This is a genomic window from Alsobacter sp. KACC 23698, from assembly GCF_045348435.1.
Lineage (GTDB): Bacteria > Pseudomonadota > Alphaproteobacteria > Rhizobiales > Beijerinckiaceae > Alsobacter.
The window spans coordinates 4,300,656-4,320,602 of sequence record NZ_CP157484.1 but is presented as its reverse complement, the minus strand read 5'-3'; the positions used below and the strand labels follow the sequence as shown (position 1 = coordinate 4,320,602).

The window sequence follows — 19,947 nt, the reverse complement described above, 5'->3', positions numbered from 1 at the left end:
GTGAAGGCAGGATTTCATGACGTCGCTCATGAGTCCTCGCCCCCCTGCTGCCACTTGCGGCTCTGCAGGCCGAACCACGACACCATGATGGCGATCAGCAGGAACGGCACCATCGCGGTCGCGATGGCGGCGCCTTCGCCGAGATTTCCGGCCAGGATGGCGCGCTGGTAGGACAGCGTCGCCATCAGGTGGGTGGAATTCACCGGTCCGCCGCGCGTCATGGCCCAGATCAGCTGGAAGTCCGTGAAGGTGAACAGCACCGAGAACGTCATCACCACGGCGATGATGGGCGTCAGCAGTGGGAAGGTGACATAGCGGAAATTCTGCCACTTCGTCGCGCCGTCCAGCGTCGCCGCCTCGTAGAGCGAGGGCGCGACGGTCTGCAGCCCGGCCAGCAGCGTGATGGCGATGAAGGGCACGCCGCGCCAGATATTGGCGAAGATCAGCGACGCGCGGGCGTTGTTGGGGTCGCCCAGAAAGTTGATGTTGTAGTCGATGATCCCGAGATGGCGCAGCGACCAGGAGATGATCGAGAACTGCGAGTCGAAGATCCACCAGAACGCGATGGCGGAGAGGACCGTCGGGACCACGAAGGGGATCAGCACGATCGACCGGATGGCGGCCTTGAACGGCAGGTTCTGGTTGAGGAGGATCGCCAGATAGAGCCCCACCGCGAACTTCACGATCGAGGCGACGCTCGTATAGATGAGCGTATTGAAGACGGAGAGCCAGAACACGCCGTCCGAGTCCCGCCACCAGGGCAGGCCCAGCCACTCGTAGTTCTCCCAGCCGATGAAGACGCCGGAACGGCCGATCTTGGCGTCCGTGAAGGACAGCCACACGCCTTTGCCGAGGGGGAAGGCCAGGAACAGGATCAGGATCGCGGCGGCGGGCGCCATGAACCAGAAGCCGAGCCAGTTGCGGTTGATCCGCAGCCTCTCCCACCAGGTCGTGCTCCGGATGGTCCGGGCCGGACCGCGGCCCGCTACGCTGTCGGTCATCACTGTTCTCCACAGGCTCCAGGGCCGCCCGTCCGGAGGACGAGCGGCGGGAGCGGGTCTGCGGGGGACGTATCCCCCGCAAGCGCGCCCGATCGCCGGGCGCGCGGCGGCCGGGCTTAACGGAACAGGCGCTGGGCCTGCCGCTCGGCGATGCGGATGGAGCCCTTCAGGTCCTCGCGCCCGGTGCAGTAGTTGGCGAACATGTCGACGACGATGAAGTCGGCCAGCGCGGCGGCCGCCTTCTCGCCGATCGAGCCCACGCCGCCGGCGGTCAGCGTGCGCTTGGCGGCGTCGCGGAACACGGTGTTCTTCGGGTCCTTGGTCCAGACCGGGTTCGTGTCATAGGCGTTCAGCGGATGCGTCAGGTAGCCGGCGGCCGCCTCGAGCCACGGATTGTAGTTCTCGGCCTCCAGCATGTAGGCCATCAGCGCCTTGCAGGCCTGCGGGTACTTGGTGAAGTTGAAGGCCAGCAGCGGGAAGGCGAGCTGGAACTCGGTCGGCTTGCCCACCGGCCCGATCGGCCACTGCGCGTGGTCCATGTCCTCCGCGATGGCCTTCATGCCCTGGGCGTTGGCGGCGGCGTAGATGGAGATGCCGTTGCCGGTGAGGTGCACGTCGCCCGACAGGAAGGCCTTGTTGTTGGACGAGTCGTTCCACGAGGCGGTGCCGGGGGTGAAGGTCTCGTAGAGAGCCTTGACGTATTCGAGCGCCTTGGCGGTCTCCGGCGAGTTGACGATGACCTTGTCGTCCTTGTCGACGAGGTAGCCGCCGTGGGACCACAGCGCCCAGTGGCACCAGGAGTTGCCGTCGCCGGTGGCGTGGCCGAGCGCGAAGCCGACCGGGAAGTTGTTGGCCTTCATGGCCTTGCAGAGATCGAGGAAGCCGCCCGTGTCCTTGGGGAATTCCTTGAAGCCCGACTTGTTCATCGACGAGATGCGGTAGTTGATGTAGCCGCCGTTGAACGCGACCGGGATGGCGACCCACTTGCCCTGGAACTGGCCATAGGCCTGGGCGGCCGGCACCCACCCGCCATACTTCTTGCCGAGATAGTCGGCGACGTCCTCGACCGGCAGGCACTTGGCCGGGAAAAGCTGCGGCAGCGAGAACAGGCCCCACACCATGTCGGGGCCCTGGCCGGTGTTGGCGGCCACGGACGCCTTGGGCTGGATGTCGTCGAAGCTCTCGTTGGAGATGTTCACCTTGACGCCGGTCGCCTTCGAGAAGGCGTCGATCATGGCCATGAACTGCTTGTCCTCGGCTTCCACGAAGCGCTTCCAGCGCAGCATGTTCAGCGAGGCGCCGGCTTCCGGCTTCCACTGCGAGGTCTGGGCCCAGGCCTTGGCGAAGTCGAGCAGGCCGGCGGCCCCCAGGGCGCCGAGCGCGGCGCCTCCCTTCACGAGAGAACGGCGGTCGAGATTGAACATCGGTGTCTTCCTTCCCTAGGGTCGCGAGTGCGATCGGTTGTGGCCGCTTGAGGCGGCTGCTCTTTTGTCGGTGTCCGGCCGGTTGGCCCGGCTCTTGGGCGAGTCGGAAAAACCGCGCGACCCTTTCGGAGCGCGCGGCTGAATAAGAGTCAAATGAGCCGGTTTCCGGCCTCGGCGTCGAACAGGTGCACGAGCCGCGGGTCCGGGGCGATCTGGATGGTCTCGCCGGGGCCCGCCGTGATCCGCTCGCGGAAGATGCAGACCACCTCTTGGCCGCCGATCCGAGCGACGACCTGCGTCTCCGAGCCGGTGGGCTCCACCACCACCACCTCGGCCGGCAGTCCGTTGGCGGCGAGCTGGAAATGCTCGGGCCGGATGCCGTAAACGGCCGGGCGGCCGTCCGAACCCTCCGGGGCCGCGTGGAGCGGGAACACGCCGCCCTTCTCGGCCTCGAAGCTCGGCGTGACGCCGGCGCGGATCTTGCCCCGGATGAAGTTCATCGCCGGGGAGCCGATGAAGCCCGCCACGAACAGGTTGGCGGGGCGGTCGTAGAGGTCGAGCGGCGCGCCCATCTGCTCGACGATCCCGTCATGCATCACGACGATCTTGTCGGCCATCGTCATGGCCTCGATCTGGTCGTGGGTGACGTAGACGGTGGTGGTCTTCAGGCGCTGGTGCAGTTCCTTGATCTCGGTGCGCATCTGCACGCGCAGCTTGGCGTCGAGGTTGGAGAGCGGCTCGTCGAAGAGGAAGACCTGCGGATCGCGCACGATGGCGCGACCCATGGCGACGCGCTGGCGCTGGCCGCCCGAGAGCTGGCGCGGATAGCGGTCGAGCAGTTTCTCCAGGCCGAGGATGTTGGCGGCCTTGCTGACGCGGGCCTCGATCTCAGGCTTCGGCGCGTTCCGCAGCTTCATCGAGAAGGCCATGTTGTCGGCCACCGTCATGTGCGGATAGAGCGCGTAGTTCTGGAACACCATCGCGATGTCGCGCTCTTTCGGCGGGACGTCGTTGACGACGCGGTCGCCGATGCGCACCTCGCCGCCGCTGATGTTCTCCAGCCCCGCGATCATGCGCAGGAGCGTGGATTTTCCGCATCCCGAGGGTCCGACCAGAATGACGAACTCGCCGTCATTGATGTCGATGTTCACGCCGTGAATAACTTGAGTCGTGCCAAACGCCTTCCGCACGTCGCGGATTTCGACGGACGCCATACTGTCCTCCCTGTCTCGCCACGGGCCAGGCCAACGTGTCGGCGAGTCTGTTTCGTCGCGCGGCGAGGGCCTTGCCGGCTTGCCCCGTCGCGTTCGCGGCGGCATCATTGCATGGGGCGCACGGAAATCAAGGACAGCCCTGACTTCCCGTGCATCAATCGATTGAAATTCACGGCCGGCCGGAGTTCATTGCGGTTCAGCGCAAGGGCGGCGGACCTTCGCCGTGAAGCAAAGCAGCCCCGCCAGGGGGCGCTCAGGAGGACGTCTTGAAGGAATTCGAAGTTCTGGTCACCGGCCGCATGATGCCGCTCGTCATGGAGCAGCTCGAGAGCCGCTTCACGCTGCACAAGCTGCAGGAGGCGGCGGACCGGGACGCCTTCCTGGCCGAGGTCGGGCCGCGCATCAAGGCGGTCGCGACCGGCGGCCATGTCAGGACGGACGGCGCCCTGCTGTCGCGGCTGCCGAATGTCGGCATCGTGGCGAATTTCGGCGTCGGCTACGATTCCGTCGACGCCGGCTGGGCCGGCCAGCATGGCGTGGTGGTGACCAACACGCCGGACGTCCTCACCGAGGAGGTGGCCGACACCTGCCTCGGGCTGCTGCTGATGACGGTGCGCGAGCTCTCCGCCTCCGAGCGCTACCTGCGCGCCGGCCGGTGGGAGAAGGACGGACCCTACCCGCTGACGCACAACACCCTGCGCGGCAAGACGGTGGGCATCCTGGCTCTGGGGCGCATCGGCAAGGCGATCGCCACCCGCTGCGAGGCGTTCGGCCTGACGGTGGTCTATCACGGCCGGTCGGAGCAGAAGGGCGTGCCCTATCGCTACTACCCGACGCTGGTCGGCATGGCGCAGGCCAGCGACATCCTCATCAGCGTGGCGCCGGGCGGGCAGGACACGTTCCACATCATCGACGCCGAGGTGCTGCGCGCCCTGGGGCCGAAGGGCGTGCTCATCAATATCGGGCGCGGCACCGTGGTGGACGAAGGCGCGCTGATCAACGCGCTGCAGAACAAGGTGATCGCGGGCGCCGGCCTCGACGTGTTCGAGAAGGAGCCGCATGTGCCGCCGGAGCTGATCGCGATGGACCACGTGGTGCTGCTGCCGCATGTGGGGTCCGCCTCCCACCACACCCGCAACCTCATGGGCCAGCTCGTGGTCGACAACATCGTGTCCTTCCTGTCCGGAAAGGGTCCGATCACCCCGGTCGCCGAGACGCCCTGGCCGCCCAAGCGCTAAGCGGCGCCGCGGGCGCGCCGGGGCGGTCCGGCGTGTCCGTCTGGCGCATTGAGCATGCGGGGGATTGCGGCTAGACCTGCACCCCTTCGGCCGCTTCCGGGAATCGGGAGCGGCGGACGGGTCTGGCGGGCCTCGATCCGGCGGGCGATGGCGTTCTCCCTCGCCATCCCCGGCGGGGCGCGAAGCCGGAGAGGGATCCAGCGGCATGGCGTCGAGAGAAGCGGGAGACGGATCGATGCGGATGGGGTCTTGGACCGGAGGCGGGAGGTGGGCCTGTGGCGTCGCCCTTGCGGGGCTGCTGCTGGCGGGATCGCCCGCGATGGCCCAGTCGTCGGATCGCGCCGCGGTGATGACCGGCGCCTGGGAGCTCTCCAATCCCAAGACCTCGCGCAGCTGCCGCGTCCGCCTCGGCGCGGAGACGGGCCTGCATGGCAACCAGCTCGGCGCGCCGCCGGCGTGCCGGTCGGCCCTTCCGCTGCTGACGCAGGCGGCGGGCTGGACGCTGTCGGGCCAGACCGTGACCTTCGTGGATTCCGCCGGCAAGACCCTGGTGAGCTTCGATCGCGAGGCCTCCGGCCCCGGCTACACGGCGGCCGTCGACGGCGGCGAACTCACCTTGAAACCGCTCGGGAACGCCCGCGCGCCCGCGCCGGAGCAGACCCGGACCGCCGCCGCTCCGGCCGCGACTCCGGCCCCCCGCGCCGGGGCAGGATCGGCCGCGCCGGTCCCGCCCGCCTCCGTGGCGCCGAACGTCACGCCGCAGAGCCTTGCGGGCCTGTACGGCGTCGCGCGCGACAAGGGAAAGCCGGTCTGCTCGATCGACCTCACCCTCAAGGCCGCGCGCAAGGGCGGGCAGTATGCGGCCTCCCTGTCGGGCGGCTGCATCGATCCCGGCCTGAAGGTCTTCGATCCCGTGGCGTGGCACACGGGCAGCGGACGCCTCTATCTCATCGCCAAGAAGGGACATGACCAGGGCTTCTCGATCATGCCCGACGGGACCTGGCAGAAGGACCCGCCGAGCGGCGCCCAGCTCTATCTGAAGAAGCAATAGGCGGCCGAAGCTTAAGGGCGTCAGGGCGAGGCGGCGCCGCCTCGCCTCAGCCCTCTCCCTGGTCCAGGGAGAGGGGGCTCGTCTTCAGGCGATCTTGCCGCCGAGTTCGTCCTCGACATGCGCGCGGATGATCTCGTCGAAGCTGCTCTCGGCCTTGAAGCCCAGGGCGACCGCGCGCGACGGGTCCAGCCGCTGGGCCCAGCCGGACACGATCTTGATGATGGCCGGGTCCGGCTCCCGCTTGATCCTGGCCACGACCTTGTCGCCGGCCACCCGCCGCAGCGCCTCGATCTGCTCGCCCACCGTGCAGCTCAGGCCCGGCATGCTGAGGTTGCGGCGCGGGCCGATCTTTTCGCCATCGATCTCGGCGGCGTGCACCAGGAAGCCCACGGCCGAGCGCGGCGAGGCGTGCCAGTGGCGCACGTCCTCGGAGACCGGCAGCACCGCCTCGTGCCCGGCCAGCGGCTCGCGAATGATGTTGGAGAAGAAGCCGGACGCCGCCTTGTTGGGCTTGCCGGGCCGCACGCAGATGGTGGGCAGGCGGATGCCGACGCCGTCCAGGAAGCCCTTGCGGGTGTAGTCGGCCAGCAGCAGCTCGCCGATCGCCTTCTGGGTTCCGTAGGACGTGAGCGGCGTGGTGAAGAACTCGTCGCCGATCGTCTCCGGGAAGGGCGCGCCGAACACCGCGATCGACGACGTGAACACCACGCGCGGCTTATAGGCGCCGCCGCTGCCCATGTTGAGCTGGCGGATGGCCTCGAACAGGCTCCACGATCCGCGCAGGTTGATCTGATAGCCCTTGTCGAATTCCTGTTCGGCCTCGCCGGACACGATCGCGGCGAGATGGAAGACGATGTCGGGCTTGCCGGCGACGAGCTTTTCGGCCTCGCCGGGCTGGGAGAAGTCAGACGCCAGCGTGGTCACCGCAAAGGGCGCGTTCGCCGGGGCGCTGGGCTCGACCACGTCGTGCAGGGTCGCCTTGGTGATGGCCTTGCCGGCCAGCTTGCCGTCCCTGGCCAGCCGCTCGGTGAGCTTGCGGCCGACCATGCCGGCGGCGCCGATGATGAGGATGTGCATGGGGGTTCCTCCCGTGTTTGCTTTTTGAGGCTCAGACGCCGCTTCCTCGGGCCGAATGGGCGCAACTCTCTCCGTCATCCCCGGCCGGAGCGGCGCAGCCGCGGAGGGGAAGGGGATCCAGCCTTCTCGTCGCCGTTCCGCTGGATCCCCTTCCCGGCGCTTCGCGCCGCCGGGGATGACGGAGAGAAAGTGGCGCTAGGCGGCTGGTTCGCCGGGCAGGCAGGCCGAGGCCGCCCAGCTCAGAGCGCAAAACCCCCATCCACCAGGAAGATCTGGCCGGTCGTGTAGGCGCTCTCATCGCCGGCGAGATACACCGCCATGGCGGCGATCTCCTCGGGTTTGCCGAGGCGACCGATGGGCTGGCGGTCGACGAAGGCCTGGCGGACCTTCTCGACCGGCTGCTTGGTCTCCTTGGCCAGCGTTTCGATGCGCTGGTCCAGCGAGGGGCTCTCGATGGTGCCCGGGCAGATCGCGTTGGCGCGGACGCCCTTGCGGATGAAGTCGGCCGCCACCGCCTTGGTCAGGCCGATCACGGCCGCCTTGGTGGTTCCGTAGACATAGCGGTTCGGGATGCCGCGCACCGAGCCGGCGCCGGACGCGATGTTGACGATGGCGCCGCCGCCCTTCTCCAGCATGCCGGGCAGGAAGGCCTTGATCATGCGGTGCATGGAGCGGACGTTGAGGTCGAAGGAGAAATCCCAGGCCTTGTCGTCGGTCTCCAGCACGGTGCCGTGGTGCACGTAGCCGGCGGCGTTGCACAGGATGTCGATGGGGCCGACTTTCTCGGCGAAGTTCGCGACCTGCTTGTCGGAGAGCACGTCCAGCTTGCGGCGCTTGGCGCGCGCAAGGCCGTCGAGCTTGGCGACGTCGAGGTCGGTCGCCCATACGGTGGCGCCTTCGGCCACATAGGCCTCCGCGATCGCGCGCCCGATGCCCTGTCCGGCGGCGGTGACGACCGCGACCTTGCCCTGCAGCCTCTTGGCCATTCGTTCTCTCCCTGCGGCGTTGTCTAGAAGTCGGTCTTGACCATGTGGACGAGGATCCGGTCCGGCATGGGCTCGACGGACTCGACCCGATAGCCCTTGCGGCTGTACCAGGCCACGTTGTGGGTGAGCGCCTGGCCGGTGTAGAGGCGGATGGCCGTGCGGCCGAGCTGACGGGCGCGTTCCTCGGCGGCGGCGAGCAGGCGGTTGCCGAAGCCGCTGCGCTGCGCGCCCGGGTCTGCGGCGACGCTCCAGATCAGAAGATCGTCGGGCCTGAGCTCCAGGATGAGCGCGCCCGCGAGGCCCGCCGGGCCGTCGGCTAGCCAGACCTCCCAGTCCCGGAGCACGGCCTCGTAGTCCGCCTGAAGGGGCAGCGGCTCCACGCCCAAGAGGGCGCGGTTCTGCGCATAGGCGGCGCGCTGCAGGGCGACCAAGGCGCCGAGATCGTCAGGCGTCGCGCGCCTCAGGCTCGCCAGTCCGCTCACCGCGCCTTCTCCCGGAGTTCGGCGAGGCTGCGCTTCTGGCGCCCCTGCGCATCGAAGTTGTCGGGCGCAAGCCAGCGCTCGAAGGCCGCCTTGCGGGATGGCCACTCGCTGTCGAGCATCGAGAACCAGGCCGTGTCGCGGTTGCGCCCCTGCACGATCATGTGCTGCCGGAAAAGCCCCTCATAGGTGAAGCCGAAGCGCTCGGCGGCGCGCCTGGACGGCGCGTTCAGGGCGTTGCACTTCCACTCGAAGCGGCGGTAGCCGAGATCGTCGAACACGTGGCGGGCCAGCAGGTACTGCGCCTCGGTGGCGCCGGGCGTGCGCTGGAGGCTCGCCCCGTACATGATGTTGCCGACCTCGATCACCCGGTGCGCCGCATCGATGCGCATCAGCGTCTCGTAGCCAACCGCCTTGCCGGTCGCCTTGTCGACGATGGCGAAGAACAGCGGGTCCTCGGACGCGGCCTTGCGCTCCAGATGGGCCTTGAAGCTGTCGAAATCCGGGAAGGGCGGCTCGAACAAATACTGCCAGATGGCGTCCTTGCCAGAGCCGTGAGATTCGGCCCAGAGCGACGGTCCATGCGCCTCGGGGTCGAGCGGGACCAGATCCACGAACCGCCCGGCGAGCGTGCGCCGCTCCGGGCGGGGGGCCGGATGGGTGTCCACCTCGGGGCCGATAGGGAGGCCGGACGCGGGGGCTGGGACGGAGGCTGGCTGGTGCATGGGCTCGGTCTCTCCCTCTCCCCACGAGGGGAGAGGGGCAGGGGTGAGGGTGGCGGGGGAGCCTGACTTTTCGATCTTGAGTGATTCAGGAGGACGTTCGCGGCTGTCGAACGACCCTCACCCCTGCCCCTCTCCCGCCAAGCGGGAGAGGGGAGCGGCGGCGGGCCGCCTCAGTGGTTGTCGCGCGGCACGCCCATGGACTGGGCGACCTTCTGGTACTTCACGGCCGGCTTCAGCACCATGCCAGAGCCGAGCTGGTCGACCATGCCGCGCTGGATCTCCTGCCAGGGGGTCTGGCTGGCGGGAGACTTGTAGCCGCCATGGGCCTGCAGGTCGGCGCGGCGCTGGTTCAGCTCCTCGGCCGAGATCAGGATGTCGGCCGTGCCCTTGCGCAGGTCGATGCGGACGCGGTCGCCGGTCTTCAGGATCGCGAGGCCGCCGCCGGCCGCCGCCTCGGGCGAGGCGTTCAGGATGGAGGGCGAGCCCGACGTGCCGGACTGGCGGCCGTCGCCGATGCACGGCAGGGCGTGGACGCCCTTTTTGATCAGCGCCGCCGGCGGCTGCATGTTCACGACCTCGGCCGCGCCCGGATAGCCGATGGCCCCGGCGCCGCGCATGAACAGCATGCAGTTCTCGTCGATCTCGAGCGACGGGTCCTCGATGCGGTGGTGGTAGTCCTCCGGCCCGTCGAACACGATGGCGCGGCCCTCGAAGGCCTCGGGATCGTTCGGATTCGACAGGTACCGGTTGCGGAACTCCTCCGAGATTACGCTGGTCTTCATGACCGCGTTGTCGAACAGGTTGCCCTTCAGCACCACGAAACCGGCGTTGACCCGCATGGGCTTCTCGATCGGGTAGATCACGTCCGTGTCCTGCACGGTGGTGTTGCGGCAGTTGTCGCCGATGCTCTTGCCGTTCACCGTCAGAGCGTTCTCGTGAATGAGGCCCTTCTTCATGAGCTCGTTCACGACCGCCGGCACGCCGCCGGCGCGGTGATATTCCTCGCCGAGATAGTAGCCGGCCGGCTGCAGGTTCACGAGCAGCGGCACTTCGAGGCCGTATTTCTGCCAGTCGAACACGTCGAGCTCGACGCCGATGTGGCGCGCGATCGCGTTGATGTGGATCGGCGCGTTGGTGGAGCCGCCGATGGCCGAGTTCACCACGATGGTGTTCTCGAAGGCCTCGCGGGTGAGGATGTCGGAGGGCTTCAGGTCCTCCCACACCATGTCGACGATGCGCTTGCCGGTTTCGTAGGAGATCTGCCCGCGCTCGCGGTAGGGCGCCGGGATGGCGGCGCAGCCCGGCAGGCTCATGCCGAGCGACTCGGCCAGCGAGTTCATCGTGGAGGCGGTGCCCATGGTGTTGCAGTGGCCGACCGACGGGGCCGACGACGCCACGATGTCCATGAACTCCTCGTAGCCGATCTCGCCGGTGGCGAGGCGCTCGCGCGACTGCCACACGATCGTGCCGGAGCCGGAGCGCTCGCCCTTCCACCAGCCGTTCAGCATCGGTCCGCCCGAGAGCACGATGGACGGGATGTTCACCGTGGCGGCCGCCATGATGCAGGCCGGCGTGGTCTTGTCGCAGCCGGTGGTCAGCACGACGCCGTCGAGCGGGTAGCCGTAGAGGATCTCCACGAGACCCAGATAGGCGAGGTTGCGGTCGAGCGACGCCGTGGGACGCTTGCCGGTTTCCTGGATCGGGTGCACCGGGAACTCGAAGGCGACGCCGCCCGCGGCCGTGATGCCCTCGCGGACGCGCTTGGCGAGATCCAGGTGATGGCGGTTGCAGGGCGACAGGTCCGAGCCGGTCTGGGCGATGCCGATGATCGGCTTGCCGGACATCAGCTCTTCGCGAGTCAGGCCGAAGTTCAGGTAGCGCTCCAGGTAGAGCGCCGTCATGCCGGGGTTCTCGGGGTTGTCGAACCAGAGCTGCGACCGCAGGCGGCGCTTGGCGCCTTCCATCACGGAGTCGGCCGGAACGTGGTCGGTGGTGACGGACTGGTCGTGCTTGGCGGGTGCGTGCGCGCCATTGCGCGGCTCCTCGGAGAGCGGCGCGCCGCCCGTACCGTCGCCCTTGTGGCCGTTGTCGCCCGCCATTGCGTCTTCTCCCAGGTGTGCGTGCTCGACCGACGCCGGACGTCGATCGAACCGATTTGATTTCGGCGGCAGCATCGCCCCAAATGCGCACGGAAATCAACGCCGGATGCATGCGGCGGACGCGCAGGGGCTGTGTGCTCACTGTTGCGCTTGGCGTCGGGGTGATGCATGCACGCGCAGGCTTCTGACACGACGCGCACCGGGGGAGACGACGCCGATGACCCTTCACATCACGGACGCCTTTGGCCGCATCGGCGAAGAGAACGCCTTCGCGGTGCTGGCGCGCGCGACCGACCTCGCCGCGCAGGGGCGCGACATCATCAACCTGGGCATCGGCCAGCCGGATTTCCGCACGCCGGAGCACATCGTCGAGGCCGCCATCAAGGCGCTGCGCGATGGCCACCATGGCTACACGCCCGCGACCGGCATCAAGCCGCTCCGCGAGGCCGTAGCGGCGGACCTGCACAAGCGCTTCGGGGTCGATGTCGACCCGGACCTCGTGCTGGTGGTGCCGGGCGGCAAGGTCACGATGTTCATGGCCATCCTGATGTTCGGCGAGCCCGGCGCCGAGATCCTGTATCCGGATCCCGGCTTCCCGATCTATCGCTCCATGATCGAGTTCACGGGCGCGAAACCCGTGCCGGTGCCGATGCGCGAGAGCAACGGCTTTGCGTTCTCGGCCGAGGAGACGCTCGGGCTAATCACCCCGAGGACGCGCCTGCTGATCCTGAACTCGCCCGCCAACCCGACCGGCGGCGTCACCCCCAAGGCCGAGATCGACAAGCTGGTCGCCGGCCTCGCCCGTTTCCCCGACGTGGCGATCATGTCGGACGAGATCTACGCGCAGATGACCTATGACGGTCTGGAGCACCAGACGCTGCTGGCCTATCCGGAGATCCGCGATCGGCTCATCCTGCTCGACGGCTGGTCCAAGACCTACGCGATGACCGGCTGGCGCATGGGCTACTCGGTGTGGCCGAAGCCGCTCTACGACGCGGCCCGCAAGCTCGCGGTGAACTCCTATTCGTGCGTGAACGCCTCGGCGCAGTTCGCCGGCCTGGCGGCGCTGACCGGGCCGCAGGACGCCGTCCACGCCATGGTGGCCGAATTCGATCGCCGCCGGCGCGTGGTGGTGGAAGGCCTCAACGCTCTGCCGGGCGTCTCGGCCGTGACGCCCAAGGGCGCGTTCTACGCCTTCCCGAACATCGCGCAGACTGGCTGGAAGGCGAAGCCGCTCGCGTCCGCGCTGCTCGAAAAGGCCGGCGTCGCCACCATCGGCGGACCGGATTTCGGGGTGCATGGCGAGGGCTATATTCGGCTGAGCTACGCCAACTCGACGGAGAACATCCAGCGCGCGCTGGTTCGGATGGGCGAGTTCCTGGAGCAGAACAAGCCGGCGTAACTGGGCGCGAGCCTCTCTCCCGCGAAGCAGGGGAGATGTCGGCGCAGACGACAGAGGGGGCGCCGGGGCAAGGCCGAAGCCTCAGCGGCGCTCGGCGACCCCCTCCCTTGCCCTCCCCCGCTTCGCGGGAGAGGGTTCCACCCCCCCACCGTCCCGCGTTCAATTCCGTCTTCCCGGACCGCCATGCGCCTCACCGCCTCAGCCCTTATCGCCGCTCTCGCGCTGCTCGCGGTCGCTCCCGCGCAGGCCCAGCAGCCGCTCGCCGTCGAGGTGCGCAACAAGTCGATCCCCACGCTCTGCGCCGAGGACGACAACGTCTACCTCACCTTCCAGAACCCCAAGGTGCGCCACTTCCGCGTCGAGGCCCGCGCTCCGGCCGTGATCGGCTCCATCGCGCAGGACAGCCGCGCGCCCGATTTCACCAACTGCACCATCAAGGACCAGCCTCCCGGGCCGGAGGACAAGGTGGAGAAGATCGTCCTGTTCGAGGACGACGCCATGCAGCTCGTCGGCTACCGGCATTCGGAGTTCTGGCGCAAGGGCGACGTGCCGGTGCGGGTGGGCGATCGCGAGGAGAAGGCGATCTACCTCCTCCAGCTCTTCAGCAAGACGGCGCGGGGGCCCTATGAGCACCTCGTGCTCTACCCGCTCGACGGCTACTGGCGCCTGCGCCCGCTGCCGCCGGCGCGGCTCGACGAGGTGGCGTATGGCACTTCGGTGCTGATCGGCCAGATCGACGAGAAGGAGCGCCCCTATGTGGCGATCCAGTCGATCCGGTTCACGCCGAAGTCCAAGACCTTCGACCTCGCCTTCCCGCAGGGCGGCACGGCGAGCGTCCGGGTCGCGAGCCTCACCGAGCAGAGCACGGCGATCGAGGTGACGCTGGAAAACCCGGTGAAGCGCCGCCCCTTCGCGGCGGTGCGGTCCATGTATGTGACGGACGTCAACGCGGACTCGTCGCAGGTGGCGTGGCGCGCGCCCACTGACAAAGGCTGGCGGCAGAAGCCCGTGATGGAGTTCCGTTCCGGCCGCGCGCATGACTTCTGGCTTGGACGCGCCTATCCGTCCAAGCACAACACCAGCGCGCCGGACACGGCGCTGTTCGATTTCCAGCCGGAATAGCGGCTCAACTCAGGCTTGCGGGGGCGACCATGAGCGACGACGACGTGATCGTGAAGGACTGCAATGGCGCGCGGCTTCAGAACGGCGACACCGTGCACGTCATCAAGGACCTGAAGGTGAAGGGCACGTCCGCCACCATCAAGCAGGGCACGAAGGTGAAAGGCATCCGCCTCACCGACGATCCCGAGCACATCGAGTGCCGCGTCGACAACATCAAGGGCCTGATGCTGAAGACCAGTTTCCTGAAGAAGGTGAACTGAGCGCGATCCCTCCGTCATCCCCGGCGGCGCGGAGCGCTGGAGATGACAGCTACGGCAACGCGGCCACGATTTCGGCCGTGCTGCGCACGTCTGCAAATTCCGCCGCCAGGGTGGCGAGGTGCACGGCCTGGACGGTCTCGGCCGGGATGGTCGCGCCGTCGAGGCCGGGCATGTCGAAGCACGCGCAGGCGTCGCTGGCCACGACCATGCGCCAGCCCATGTTGGCCCCGACCCGAACCGTGGTGGAGACGCACTGGTCCGTCGTGATCCCGAACACCACAACGTGCGTCGCGCCGAGCCGGCGAAGGCGCAGGTCGAGGTCCGTGCCGATGAAGGACGCGTTGACGCTCTTGGTCACCAGCGCCTCGCCCCCCTGCGGGCCGAAGCCGGGCCGGAAGGCGTTGCCGGGCGCGTCAGGACGCAGCTTCGACCCGGGCTCCACGGAATCGTGCCGGACGTGAATGATCGGCATGCCCCGGTCGCGCCAGGCGGCCAGGAGAGCGAGGCCGTTGCGGTCGCAATCCGGGTTGCAGCGTGGAGGAAAAGCCGGATCGTCGAAGGCCTGCTGCATGTCGATGGCCAGCAGGACGGTGGAGGGGGGCAGCGTCAGCATGGCCCAGCGTTAGCCGCTGGCGCCCGCAGGATCAATCCCCGCCATCGCCGCCGCCGCCGCCGTCGGACCCCCCGTCGCACCATCCGCCGGAATCGGCCGTGGAGCCGTCGCCGCCGGGCCCGTGTTGGCCCCGCTTGCGCCAGTGGATCCAAAGCGTCAGCAGAGTGGGCGTGGCGATGGCCAGGAAAAACAGCGCAATCATGCTCAAGCTTAGCAGGACGCCCTTGCGGCGTCTTGCTGGTCGTCTGGCTCAGCCCCGCAGCGCCGCGGCGGCGCGCGACAGGCGCGCGATCGTGGCCCAGTCGCCCGCCTTGACGGCGGCGGCGGGAGCGATCCAGGAGCCGCCCACGCAGACCACGTTGGGGAGCGCCAGGTAGGCCTTGGCCTTCTCGGCGTCGACGCCGCCGGTGGGGCAGAACAGAAGGTGCGGCAACGGCGCGCCGAGCGCCTTCAGGAAGGCCACGCCGCCGGCGGGCTCGGCCGGGAAGAACTTCATCACGTGGTGGCCCATCTCGGCCAGGCGCATCGCCTCGCTCGCCGTGGAAGCGCCGGGCAGCAGCGGCGCGGATCCCTGAGCTGCGGCGGCCGAGAGCGCCTCCGTGCAGCCGGGGCTGACCAGGAAGCGCGCGCCGGCGGAGGTCGCCTCCTTGACCTGAGACGCCGAGAGCACGGTGCCGGCGCCCACGATGGCGTCCGGCACATGACGGGCGATCGCCTCCATGGCGTCCAGGGCGCCGTCGGTCCGCAGCGTGATCTCCAGCGCAGACAGCCCGCCTGCCACGAGCGCCTGGGCCAGCGGCACGGCCGTGTGCGGGTCTTCGATGGTCAGCACAGGCACGACGGGCGCGCGCCTCAGGATGGCGAGAAGGGCCGATTGGCGAGCGTCGGTCATGGTCGTTCCTCCTGTCGGCGCTGGATATTCGGCCGTTCGCGCCGGCCGTCAAGGAAGGCTGCGGAACGTCGCCCGGTCCGCTTGGCGCAGGCGGCCATCCGTGCCATGCGTGTGGATCTTCAAACGATTAGAGTGGAGACCCGACGATGTCCATCGAACTCGCCACCGCGCTGGCCGACCGCTACCGCACGAAGACCCGCATGGCGACCCCCGCCGCGGCCCAGTCGCTCGACCGGGCCGGCGCGTTCGCCACGCAGGCGGCGGTGGCCGAGGCCATCGGAGTCGGAGTGGGCGGATGGAAGGTGGCGATGCCGGACGGGGTCTCCACGGCCGCCCCGATGTTCGACGACGTGATCCTGGCCGGCGGCGCGCGCTGGCCGCTGCGGGAGGGAGGCGCGATCGTCGAGATCGAATTGGGCGTGCGCCTGACGCGCGATCTGCCGCCGCGTCCGGGCCAGCCCTACACGCGTGAGGAGATCGGCGCCGCCGTCGGGAACGCCATGGTCGGCGTGGAGCTGATCGCCAGCCGCTACGACGACATGCCGCCGCCCAAGCACGCCAACGCCTGGCTGGCTGACAACATGGGCAACGCCGCCTATGTCACCGGAGACGAGAAGCCTCTCTCGTCGATCGGCGACCCGGCGACGCTTCGCTGCCGCTACTGGGCCGATGGCGAGCTCAAGCAGGACTTCGTCGGGGGACACCCGGCCGGCGACCCGCTGATGTGGATCCTGGCCTGGGCCAACGCGCAGGACGACAGGCTGGGCGGCCTCAAGGCCGGGCAGGTCGTCACCACCGGCAGCCTCACCATCCCGGCGCTATTCGAGAAGCCCACCCGCATCGAGGCCGAACTCGACCGGATCGGGCGGGTGTCGGTGGAGCTGGCCTGACCGGCCCGACGCCGCGGACGCTCAGGCCGGCGGCGAGGGCTCGCCCGGCGCGTCCTGCGTCAGCAGCCCGGCCGCCGTCCTGAGGTCCGCGACCAGCGCGCCGAAGGCGGCCCGCTTCTCGTCCTCGGTCTGGAGCCGCAGGATGTAGGACGGATGCGTGGCGATCACGCCCCAGCGTCCGTCCGCGAGCCGGAAGGGGCGGCCGCGCTCGCGCGTGACCGCGACGGAGCGGCCCAGCACCGCCTGCGCGGCCGAGGCGCCGAGCAGGACGACGACGGCCGGGTCCACGGCGGCGAGCTCGCGCTCCAGCCAGGGCAGGCAGGCGTGGATCTCCCCCGCCGAGGGGCGCTTGTGGATGCGCCGCTTGCCGCGCGGCTCGAATTTGAAGTGCTTCACCGCATTGGTCACATAGGCGCGGTCGCGGCCCACGCCGGCCTCCGCCAGCGCCCGGTCGAACACCTGCCCGGCCGGCCCCACGAAAGGCCGCCCGGCGATGTCCTCCAGGTCGCCCGGTTGCTCGCCGATCACCATGAGCCTCGCGTCGGCCGGGCCCTCGCCCGGCACCGTCTGGGTCGCGTGCTCCCAGAGCGGGCAGGCGCGGCAGCCGCGGGCCGCCGCCGCGATCGCCGGCAGGTCGGCGGGCGGGTCGTCGTCCGGCGCCCCGGCGTCCGGCGCGGGGGGCGGCTCCGCGCCGCGGCGCTGCACCGGCCAGGTCGGAGCGGCCTCGATCATGGCGGCGGTGCGGGCCGGGGCGGTCGCCACGAGGTCGTGGATGAGCGCGGCCTCGGGCAGGTTCTTCCAGAAGCGCTTCGGCATCTCGGCCCGCATCGCGTCGGTGTTGAGGCGCGCCGGATTGAAGATGCTGGCGTAATAGGAGCGCCAGAGCTCCTCCAGCGGATCGCCCTCCGGAGCGTCCCGTTGCGCCGCGCCGGGGCCGAACAGCACCTCCGCGCCCGTCCAGTGGGCCGAGCGCTCGGGCGTGAGGATCGTCCAACGCAGGCTGGCGAAGCGCTTGACGAAGAACGGCGCCGCCGCCTCGACGATGTGGTGGTCCGGCTCGTACCAGGCCACGAAGGCGTCGCCGTCCGGACCCGGCACGTCCCGGAAGCGCACGAAGGCGTGCATCTTGTGGATGTCGCGCTTCACCGCCTTGGCGAGATCGGCGAGGCGCATCACGTCCGGGTCGGACGCCACGGAGAGCAGGCGCGGTTCGTCCGCCATGCGCCAGAGGAGCTGGTAGATCAGGCGAAAACGCCCGGGCTCGCGGTGGAGCGCCGCTGCGCCGGCCGCGTCCAGGAAGGCGCGGGTCACGCGGGGCGCGGTCCGCGGGGCAGCGCCGGGCTCGGGCTCCCGTCCGACCGGGGAGGGAGCCGCCTCGGCGGCGGCGAAGAGATCGTCGGGCCGTCCGCCCGTGTCCCACACGACGTCCTGGGGGGCGACGCCGTCGCGCAGGAGCAACCGCGCGGCGTCGCGGAAGCCGGCGAAATCGGCGTCGCCCGCCAGGCGCACGCGCCGGACGCGAGACGCCCCGGCAGGGGCAGCCCCGGCGGGAAGGAGAGGGAGCTGGTCCATGCGCCTCAGGCGGCCGCGAACAGGTCCAGCTGGCGCGCCGCGTTCGGCCTGAGCCAGCTCTTCAGGTCGGCGCGGTCCAGGAGCTTTGTCGGCCGGTGGTCGGGCAACACCAGGAAGGGCGAGACCTTGCGCAGCGACACCTTCAGGCGCGCCAGGTCGTCGGTGCGCAGGCTGCGCACGCGGCGGGACGACAGAATGCGGTCCACCGTCCGCACGCCCAGCCCCGGCACGCGCAGCAGCTCCTCGCGGCTGGCGAGGTTGACGTCGAGCGGGAAGCGCTCGCGATGCTTGAGCGCCCAGGCGAGCTTCGGGTCCATGTCGAGCGACAGCATGCCGTCCTCGCCGCCGGCGACGATCTCGCCCACCGCGAAGCCGTAGAAGCGCATCAGCCAGTCGGCCTGGTACAGCCGGTTTTCGCGCACGAGCGGGGCGGGCTTCAGCGGCAGCGCCTTGCTGGAGTCCGGGATGGGGCTGAAGGCCGAGTAGTAGACGCGCCGCAGGCGGTAGCCGCTGTAGAGCGACGCGCTGGTCTGCAGGATGTGCGAATCGTCGGCGTCGTCCGCGCCGACGATCATCTGCGTCGACTGGCCGGCCGGCGCGAAGCTGCGGCCATGGGCGCGCGGCGCCTCCTCGATGGAGCCACGAAGCTGACCCATGGAGCGCCGAATCGCGCCGATCTCCTTGCGGGGGGCCAGGCGCTCGAGGCTCTCGGGCTTGGGCAGCTCGATATTGACGCTCAGGCGGTCGGCCCAGCGCCCGGCCTCCTCGATCAGCCGAGGGTCGGCGTTGGGGATCACCTTCAGGTGGATGTAGCCGCGAAAGCCGTGCTCCTCGCGCAGCGTCCGGGCCACCCGCACCAGCTCCTCCATGGTGTAGTCGGAGCTCTTGATGATGCCCGACGACAGGAACAGGCCCTCGATATAGTTGCGCTTGTAGAAGTTCAGCGTCAGCCGGACCACCTCCTCCACGCTGAACCGCGCGCGGCGGACATGGCTGGACGATCGATTGATGCAGTAGAGGCAGTCATAGATGCAGGCGTTGGTGAGCAGGATCTTCAGCAGCGAGACGCAGCGCCCGTCCGGCGTGTAGCTGTGGCAGATACCAGCCCCGCCGGAGGACCCGATGCCCTTGCGGTCGAGGGAGTCGCGTTTCGTCCCCCCGCTCGACGCGCAGGAGGCGTCGTATTTGGCGGCGTCCGCGAGGATCTCGAGCTTGCTTTTCAGGTCCATGCCGCTGTCCGCCGCCTCCTCTGAGGATGGACGGGCACGATAAATCGTTCGATCTTTGTTCTCAAGCCGCGATGCGCGCCGGTCGTGCGACAGAGGGTCACTGCCCGTCGATTCCGACGCCGGCCGGCGTTGGGCGACATCACCCCCCTGGAGACCGCACATGAGCAAGACGGCGGAGAAAACCAATCCCAAGCTGTGGGAGAAGGTGAAGACGACGGTGCAGAAGGGCGACAAGGGCGGCAAGCCCGGCCAGTGGTCCGCCCGCAAGGCCCAGATGGCCGTGCAGGAGTACAAGCACGAAGGCGGCGGCTATCGCGGCAAGAAGACGGCCGACAACCACCTCGTGGAGTGGACCCGGGAGGAGTGGGGCACGAAGTCCGGCCACAAGAGCGGCGAGACGGGCGAGCGCTATCTGCCCAAGGAGGCGCGGGAGCATCTCAGCGACGCCGACTACAAGCGGACCACCCGCAAGAAGCGGGCGGACTCGCGCAAGGGCCGCCAGTTCTCCCGGCAGCCGGCCGACATCGCCCAGAAGACGGCGGCGCACCGCCACGATGGCGCGGAGCGTCCCACCAAGGCGGCGCTTTACGCCGAGGCGCGCCGGCGCGACGTCCCGGGGCGTTCGCGCATGAGCCGCGACCAGCTCGCCCACGCGCTCGGACGCGAGTAGGCG

19 protein-coding genes are annotated in these 19,947 nt (G+C 69.2%); 7 read left to right on the top strand and 12 right to left on the bottom strand.

Features of this window, described 5'->3' with window-relative positions; all coding sequences use genetic code 11:
- Positions 1-26 precede the first annotated feature (26 nt).
- The 3 genes from ABEG18_RS20575 to ABEG18_RS20565 form a co-directional block, all read right to left on the bottom strand.
- Complete coding sequence (locus ABEG18_RS20575; RefSeq protein WP_406854912.1) at positions 27-1,001, bottom strand: carbohydrate ABC transporter permease; 975 nt, start codon at positions 999-1,001, stop codon at positions 27-29.
- A gap of 116 nt (positions 1,002-1,117) precedes the next feature.
- Complete coding sequence (locus tag ABEG18_RS20570) at positions 1,118-2,425, bottom strand: ABC transporter substrate-binding protein (RefSeq protein ID WP_406854911.1); 1,308 nt, start codon at positions 2,423-2,425, stop codon at positions 1,118-1,120.
- Between the two features lie 149 nt (positions 2,426-2,574).
- Positions 2,575-3,639 carry an ABC transporter ATP-binding protein gene (locus ABEG18_RS20565; protein WP_406854910.1) on the bottom strand — a complete coding sequence of 355 codons (1,065 nt, stop codon included), beginning with the start codon at positions 3,637-3,639 and terminating at the stop codon, positions 2,575-2,577.
- A 266-nt stretch (positions 3,640-3,905) separates the two neighbouring features.
- On the opposite strand from ABEG18_RS20565, the gene ABEG18_RS20560 reads away from it, so the two are divergent.
- Together ABEG18_RS20560 and ABEG18_RS20555 are read left to right on the top strand one after the other, a co-directional pair.
- Positions 3,906-4,877 carry a 2-hydroxyacid dehydrogenase gene (locus ABEG18_RS20560; protein WP_406854909.1) on the top strand — a complete coding sequence of 324 codons (972 nt, stop codon included), beginning with the start codon at positions 3,906-3,908 and terminating at the stop codon, positions 4,875-4,877.
- Between the two features lie 235 nt (positions 4,878-5,112).
- Positions 5,113-5,928, top strand: a complete 816-nt coding sequence (locus ABEG18_RS20555) for an AprI/Inh family metalloprotease inhibitor (RefSeq protein ID WP_406854908.1) — start codon at positions 5,113-5,115, stop codon at positions 5,926-5,928.
- 84 nt (positions 5,929-6,012) lie between these two features.
- Here ABEG18_RS20555 and denD read toward each other — a convergent pair whose 3' ends face one another.
- From denD to ABEG18_RS20530, 5 genes are all read right to left on the bottom strand, one after another.
- Positions 6,013-7,005: a D-erythronate dehydrogenase gene (gene denD / locus ABEG18_RS20550; protein WP_406854907.1), complete on the bottom strand. Its 993-nt coding sequence runs from the start codon at positions 7,003-7,005 to the stop codon at positions 6,013-6,015.
- Positions 7,006-7,244: 239 nt separating this feature from the next.
- Positions 7,245-7,991 (bottom strand): SDR family oxidoreductase, encoded by a 747-nt coding sequence (locus tag ABEG18_RS20545; RefSeq protein WP_406854906.1) that lies wholly within the window; start codon positions 7,989-7,991, stop codon positions 7,245-7,247.
- A gap of 23 nt (positions 7,992-8,014) precedes the next feature.
- On the bottom strand, positions 8,015-8,473 hold the full coding sequence (locus ABEG18_RS20540; RefSeq protein ID WP_406854905.1) for a GNAT family N-acetyltransferase: 459 nt from the start codon (positions 8,471-8,473) through the stop codon (positions 8,015-8,017).
- The gene (locus ABEG18_RS20535; RefSeq protein ID WP_406854904.1) at positions 8,470-9,195 is read right to left on the bottom strand and encodes a GNAT family N-acetyltransferase; all 726 of its coding nucleotides are present in this window, start codon (positions 9,193-9,195) and stop codon (positions 8,470-8,472) included. The genes ABEG18_RS20540 and ABEG18_RS20535 overlap by 4 nt, the downstream gene beginning before the upstream one ends.
- A gap of 170 nt (positions 9,196-9,365) precedes the next feature.
- The gene (locus ABEG18_RS20530) at positions 9,366-11,159 is read right to left on the bottom strand and encodes an IlvD/Edd family dehydratase (protein ID WP_406858662.1); all 1,794 of its coding nucleotides are present in this window, start codon (positions 11,157-11,159) and stop codon (positions 9,366-9,368) included.
- Between the two features lie 352 nt (positions 11,160-11,511).
- On the opposite strand from ABEG18_RS20530, the gene ABEG18_RS20525 reads away from it, so the two are divergent.
- The 3 genes from ABEG18_RS20525 (at position 11,512) to ABEG18_RS20515 (ending at position 14,078) form a co-directional block, all read left to right on the top strand.
- A complete protein-coding gene (locus ABEG18_RS20525; RefSeq protein WP_406854903.1) occupies positions 11,512-12,696 on the top strand; it encodes a pyridoxal phosphate-dependent aminotransferase in 1,185 nt (394 codons plus the stop codon).
- Positions 12,697-12,879: 183 nt separating this feature from the next.
- The gene (locus ABEG18_RS20520) at positions 12,880-13,818 is read left to right on the top strand and encodes a hypothetical protein (RefSeq protein WP_406854902.1); all 939 of its coding nucleotides are present in this window, start codon (positions 12,880-12,882) and stop codon (positions 13,816-13,818) included.
- Between the two features lie 44 nt (positions 13,819-13,862).
- Entirely contained in the window at positions 13,863-14,078 is a 216-nt protein-coding gene (locus ABEG18_RS20515; RefSeq protein WP_406858661.1) for an alkylphosphonate utilization protein, read from the top strand.
- A gap of 49 nt (positions 14,079-14,127) precedes the next feature.
- Here ABEG18_RS20515 and ABEG18_RS20510 read toward each other — a convergent pair whose 3' ends face one another.
- A complete protein-coding gene (locus ABEG18_RS20510) occupies positions 14,128-14,691 on the bottom strand; it encodes a cysteine hydrolase family protein (protein ID WP_406854901.1) in 564 nt (187 codons plus the stop codon).
- Between the two features lie 250 nt (positions 14,692-14,941).
- Positions 14,942-15,583 carry a bifunctional 4-hydroxy-2-oxoglutarate aldolase/2-dehydro-3-deoxy-phosphogluconate aldolase gene (gene eda, locus ABEG18_RS20505; protein WP_406854900.1) on the bottom strand — a complete coding sequence of 214 codons (642 nt, stop codon included), beginning with the start codon at positions 15,581-15,583 and terminating at the stop codon, positions 14,942-14,944.
- A 146-nt stretch (positions 15,584-15,729) separates the two neighbouring features.
- Here eda and ABEG18_RS20500 point away from each other — a divergent pair, with 146 nt between their 5' ends.
- The gene (locus ABEG18_RS20500; protein WP_406854899.1) at positions 15,730-16,473 is read left to right on the top strand and encodes a fumarylacetoacetate hydrolase family protein; all 744 of its coding nucleotides are present in this window, start codon (positions 15,730-15,732) and stop codon (positions 16,471-16,473) included.
- A 21-nt stretch (positions 16,474-16,494) separates the two neighbouring features.
- Here the strand turns inward: ABEG18_RS20500 and ABEG18_RS20495 are convergent, their stop codons facing one another.
- Complete coding sequence (locus ABEG18_RS20495; RefSeq protein WP_406854898.1) at positions 16,495-18,045, bottom strand: UdgX family uracil-DNA binding protein; 1,551 nt, start codon at positions 18,043-18,045, stop codon at positions 16,495-16,497.
- Between the two features lie 5 nt (positions 18,046-18,050).
- Complete coding sequence (locus ABEG18_RS20490) at positions 18,051-19,274, bottom strand: putative DNA modification/repair radical SAM protein (protein WP_406854897.1); 1,224 nt, start codon at positions 19,272-19,274, stop codon at positions 18,051-18,053.
- 160 nt (positions 19,275-19,434) lie between these two features.
- Between ABEG18_RS20490 and ABEG18_RS20485 the strand changes: the two genes are divergently transcribed.
- Positions 19,435-19,944: a hypothetical protein gene (locus ABEG18_RS20485; RefSeq protein WP_406854896.1), complete on the top strand. Its 510-nt coding sequence runs from the start codon at positions 19,435-19,437 to the stop codon at positions 19,942-19,944.
- Positions 19,945-19,947: the final 3 nt, after the last annotated feature.

Bases quoted from the DNA above. Each gene is read 5' to 3' on its own strand.
- ABEG18_RS20575 (WP_406854912.1), bottom strand. From the start codon at position 1,001: ATGACCGACAGCGTAGCGGGCCGCGGTCCGGCCCGGACCATCCGGAGC.
- ABEG18_RS20570 (WP_406854911.1), bottom strand. From the start codon at position 2,425: ATGTTCAATCTCGACCGCCGTTCTCTCGTGAAGGGAGGCGCCGCGCTC.
- ABEG18_RS20565 (WP_406854910.1), bottom strand. From the start codon at position 3,639: ATGGCGTCCGTCGAAATCCGCGACGTGCGGAAGGCGTTTGGCACGACT.
- ABEG18_RS20555 (WP_406854908.1), top strand. From the start codon at position 5,113: ATGCGGATGGGGTCTTGGACCGGAGGCGGGAGGTGGGCCTGTGGCGTC.
- denD (WP_406854907.1), bottom strand. From the start codon at position 7,005: ATGCACATCCTCATCATCGGCGCCGCCGGCATGGTCGGCCGCAAGCTC.
- ABEG18_RS20545 (WP_406854906.1), bottom strand. From the start codon at position 7,991: ATGGCCAAGAGGCTGCAGGGCAAGGTCGCGGTCGTCACCGCCGCCGGA.
- ABEG18_RS20535 (WP_406854904.1), bottom strand. From the start codon at position 9,195: ATGCACCAGCCAGCCTCCGTCCCAGCCCCCGCGTCCGGCCTCCCTATC.
- ABEG18_RS20530 (WP_406858662.1), bottom strand. From the start codon at position 11,159: ATGGAAGGCGCCAAGCGCCGCCTGCGGTCGCAGCTCTGGTTCGACAAC.
- ABEG18_RS20525 (WP_406854903.1), top strand. From the start codon at position 11,512: ATGACCCTTCACATCACGGACGCCTTTGGCCGCATCGGCGAAGAGAAC.
- ABEG18_RS20520 (WP_406854902.1), top strand. From the start codon at position 12,880: ATGCGCCTCACCGCCTCAGCCCTTATCGCCGCTCTCGCGCTGCTCGCG.
- ABEG18_RS20510 (WP_406854901.1), bottom strand. From the start codon at position 14,691: ATGCTGACGCTGCCCCCCTCCACCGTCCTGCTGGCCATCGACATGCAG.
- eda (WP_406854900.1), bottom strand. From the start codon at position 15,583: ATGACCGACGCTCGCCAATCGGCCCTTCTCGCCATCCTGAGGCGCGCG.
- ABEG18_RS20500 (WP_406854899.1), top strand. From the start codon at position 15,730: ATGTCCATCGAACTCGCCACCGCGCTGGCCGACCGCTACCGCACGAAG.
- ABEG18_RS20495 (WP_406854898.1), bottom strand. From the start codon at position 18,045: ATGGACCAGCTCCCTCTCCTTCCCGCCGGGGCTGCCCCTGCCGGGGCG.
- ABEG18_RS20490 (WP_406854897.1), bottom strand. From the start codon at position 19,274: ATGGACCTGAAAAGCAAGCTCGAGATCCTCGCGGACGCCGCCAAATAC.
- ABEG18_RS20485 (WP_406854896.1), top strand. From the start codon at position 19,435: ATGAGCAAGACGGCGGAGAAAACCAATCCCAAGCTGTGGGAGAAGGTG.